3 protein-coding genes and 2 pseudogenes are annotated in these 3,411 nt (G+C 60.9%); 4 read left to right on the forward strand and 1 reads right to left on the reverse strand.

What is annotated here, in order from left to right; all coding sequences use genetic code 11:
- The 3 genes and pseudogenes from ACGVJ8_RS10365 to ACGVJ8_RS10375 all read left to right on the forward strand — a co-directional run.
- Positions 1-202: pseudogene (locus tag ACGVJ8_RS10365) on the forward strand (hypothetical protein); the annotation flags it as partial.
- A gap of 66 nt (positions 203-268) precedes the next feature.
- A pseudogene (locus tag ACGVJ8_RS10370) lies at positions 269-627 on the forward strand (MEKHLA domain-containing protein).
- Between the two features lie 235 nt (positions 628-862).
- Positions 863-1,255: an Hsp20/alpha crystallin family protein gene (locus ACGVJ8_RS10375; protein ID WP_392347845.1), complete on the forward strand. Its 393-nt coding sequence runs from the start codon at positions 863-865 to the stop codon at positions 1,253-1,255.
- Between the two features lie 116 nt (positions 1,256-1,371).
- On the opposite strand, the gene ACGVJ8_RS10380 is transcribed toward ACGVJ8_RS10375, so the two are convergent.
- On the reverse strand, positions 1,372-2,667 hold the full coding sequence (locus ACGVJ8_RS10380; protein WP_392347849.1) for an NRAMP family divalent metal transporter: 1,296 nt from the start codon (positions 2,665-2,667) through the stop codon (positions 1,372-1,374).
- Between the two features lie 82 nt (positions 2,668-2,749).
- Between ACGVJ8_RS10380 and ACGVJ8_RS10385 the strand changes: the two genes are divergently transcribed.
- Positions 2,750-3,411 (forward strand): MBL fold metallo-hydrolase (locus tag ACGVJ8_RS10385; RefSeq protein WP_392347847.1); only part of this gene is annotated, 662 nt, incomplete at its 3' end.

Genomic DNA, 3,411 nt, shown 5'->3' on the forward strand with positions numbered 1-3,411 from the left:
CAACCGCAGCCTCGATGGCGACCTGGTGGTGATCACCCCAGCAATGGAGGGCGACACGGGCCTCGATGCCGCCGGAGAGCTGCCGCTAGCGGAAGACCCACGCTTCGTGGAGGCCCGCAGCACCTTCCTCAGCAACCTCAAGGCCCATGGCCAGGCCAGTGCCCAGAAGGCGATGCTTCAGGCCATGGCAGCCGGCAGCTGACGCGGAGGAGAGCTTATCGCCCGCGAAGCCGCCTGGCTCACCGCCGAAAAACAAGGACTGGCCAAATTGCTGCTGCAATCGCATCAACGGGCCTTCAGTAGATCGCTGATTGCTTCCGCCCAACCGGGCTGCTCGAAGCGGCTGCTCTGCCAGAACCTATTCGTCTGCGGCTTTCCGGTACTGGCCCACGGCACGGAGCAGGATCCCAAGCTCAGTTACGCCAACGCTGCGGCCCTGCAGCTGTGGAACAGCCGCTGGGATGAGTTGATCGGCTGCCCTCACGGCTCACCGCACCGGACAGTGAACGGGCGGAATGCAGCAGCGCCCTGGGCCAGGCCAAACGCCTCAATGCAGTGCAGAACTATCGCGGCATTCGCATCAGCCGCAAAGGGCGGCGATTCATGATCAACAAGGTCCGAATCTAGACCCTCTGGGATGCAGAAGAACGAGTCTGCGGCCAGGCGGCCTGCTTCAGCGACTGGTGGTGGCTTTAAGGAGATTCGGTTTCAACACTATCCCTGTGGTGCTAGCCGAACCTGGTGGTAGAGACCGAATCAAAACGGACGGTTCTCACGCTTCTGATTCTCATCCAAGCGGCGCAGATTGTGATGGCGGGCGATCAACCCAGTCCGCAAATGTTCATTCTTCGGAGCCACCATCATGCTGACCCTTCGCCAATCCCCCTTCGATCTGTTCGAGCGTCTCGAGCAGCAACTGGCCACCGCTGAGCGCGTTCCCAACGCCGAAATCCGCGAGACCGAGACCAGCTACACCGTGCAGCTGGAACTGCCCGGGGTGGACCGGGACTCGATCGACGTCAAGGCCACCGATCGCAACCTGGTGATCAGCGCCGAACGCCCAGCAACAAGCAGCGACGACAGCAACGCACCGCTGCTGAGCGAATTCCGTAGCGGCACCTGGAGCCGCAGCTTCCGCTTCCCCCACAGTCTCGATCGGGACCAATTCAAGGCCAGCTATCGGGACGGCATTCTCGAAATCAACGCCGGCAAGGCTGTGGAACATACCAGTGTTTCGGTGAAGGTCGAGAGCTGATTAGATACCGAGCACTGAACAGCCTTGGGCTGGACAAGTCCAACATACCAAGACGAGAAGAATGGAAGCCCAACCCCTGCCCATGGCAGGGGTTTTTTGTTGAAGCCAAGGCGGAATCAGCCGCCGAGGCCGAAGAAGGCATTGGCTATAAACAAAACACTGAATCCGCTCAGAAACACCAGACCAAACCAGCAGAGCGTCCGCATCACCACCCCATACCTGTGCTCGGGCGGCACCAGGCTGCTGTTAATCGTGTCCATCGCCATCCAGGCGAAGAGCGGTGCAGTGAGGAAGCTGCCGGTCATCGCCCCGAAGACGAAATCTGTGACGCCAATGCTGCCGAGATAGGCCACCACCAGCGCCAGCACAGCAGCCAGGAAATGCACGATCACCCAGATGTCGAAGCGACGCTGCGTGGGCCCCGGCGCTGAATCCCCACTGTCGTGATAACGCAGCAAGCCCTGGATCGCCGCAATGCTGCGGGGGTAGGCATCCAGGCAAGTGAGGGTGGTGCTGAACATGGCGGAAAAGGCCGCCGGGATGATCACCCAGGCCGCCCAACCACCCATGGCGGCGGTGTAGAGCTGAATCAACTTCTGGGCGAAAGACACGCCACTGCCGGCCAGCATTCCGTCACCGCTGGCATACATCGTGTAAGCGCCCAGGATCACAAAGAACATGGCCGTCACCACGGTGACGCTGTAGCCGAGGTTGAAATCGAACTCGGCCTCCTTCGGCGTTGCGGTGTACTCGGTGTCGCGCGCACGGGAGAACATCCACAACGACGGCCACACGCACATCTCCACCGGTCCGGGCATCCAGCCCATCAGGGGAATCAGGAAGGCGAGGTTGGCCAGGGTCCAGGGACTGGGATCGGTGCTGGCCCAACTGGCCGCCACATCCCCTACCGGACCGCGAATCAACAATGTGATGGCAGCAACTCCCGTAAGCAGGGTGAGCAGCACCACCAACAGCTTGGAGAGACGATCGAGCGCCCGGTAGTGCCCCAGCAGCAGCACCAGGCCGCTCACCACCAGCACGGCGATGGACAGTCCATAGGGGTCCAGCCCCGCCAGCAGAGGAATGTTGGTGAGCAGCAGCCCCGCCACAAAACTCACCGCCGCGATAGTGAAGGTCCCCGTCACTAGGCTCACCACCAGATACAGCGGCAGGTAGAGGGAATTGCGTTTCTGGAAACCCTCCAGCAGCGACAATCGGGTGGCCGCTGTGAAGCGGATGCCCACGCGGAGGAACGGGTACTTGATCAGATTGGTGAGCAGGATCAAGCCCACCAGCGCAAAGCCGAATCGGGCCCCAGCCGTGGTGGACGACATCAAGTGGGATCCACCGATGCAGGCACCGGCCAGCAAAATTCCAGGCCCAATGCTCTGCCTGAGCGTCGATGACGCCATCACAAGGTTGTAGTTGATACCAGTCTCCGCCGCCTTGCCTCGCTGAATCTCCGTAGAGTCGAATTCCGTCACGGTCGGTTTCATGGTCGTTGCTCCCGCTGTTCCGAAGCTGTCGCTGCAGTGCGAGGCCATCGCCGCCGACACCACCACGATTCGCTCCCTCGACTGGGACCGCAGCCGCTTTGACATCGAATTCGGCCTGCGCAACGGCACCACCTACAACGCCTTCCTGGTGCGGGGAAAACGCACCGCCCTGATCGACACCAGCCACGCCAAGTTCCGCGACACCTGGATCCCCCTGCTCAAGGAGCAGATCGATCCGAGCGCGATCGATGTGTTGATCGTGAGCCACACCGAACCCGACCACTCCGGTTTGATCGGTGACCTGATTGATCTCAATCCCGAGATCGAAATCGTGGGCTCAAAGGTTGCGCTGCAATTCCTCAAGGACCAGGTGCACCGACCGTTCAAATTCCGTGCGGTGAAATCCGGCGATGAATTGGATCTCGGCACCAATCCCGACAGCGGCATCCAGCACCGCTTCGAATTCCTCAGTGCTCCGAACCTGCACTGGCCGGACACGATCTTTTCCTTCGATCACGGCATAGGCATCCTCTACACCTGTGACGCCTTCGGCCTGCACTACTGCTCCGACGACGTCTTTGACGCCGATCCCGGTGCCATTGCCCCTGATTTCCGCTTCTACTACGACTGCTTGATGGGCCCCAATGCCCGCAGCGTGCT

The sequence above is a fragment of the Parasynechococcus sp. genome (assembly GCF_042954245.1).
GTDB lineage: Bacteria > Cyanobacteriota > Cyanobacteriia > PCC-6307 > Cyanobiaceae > Parasynechococcus.

What these genes read in the sequence shown, in the direction of transcription:
- ACGVJ8_RS10375 (WP_392347845.1), top strand. Translation starts at nt 863, where the DNA reads ATGCTGACCCTTCGCCAATCCCCCTTCGATCTGTTCGAGCGTCTCGAG.
- ACGVJ8_RS10380 (WP_392347849.1), bottom strand. Translation starts at nt 2,667, where the DNA reads ATGGCGTCATCGACGCTCAGGCAGAGCATTGGGCCTGGAATTTTGCTG.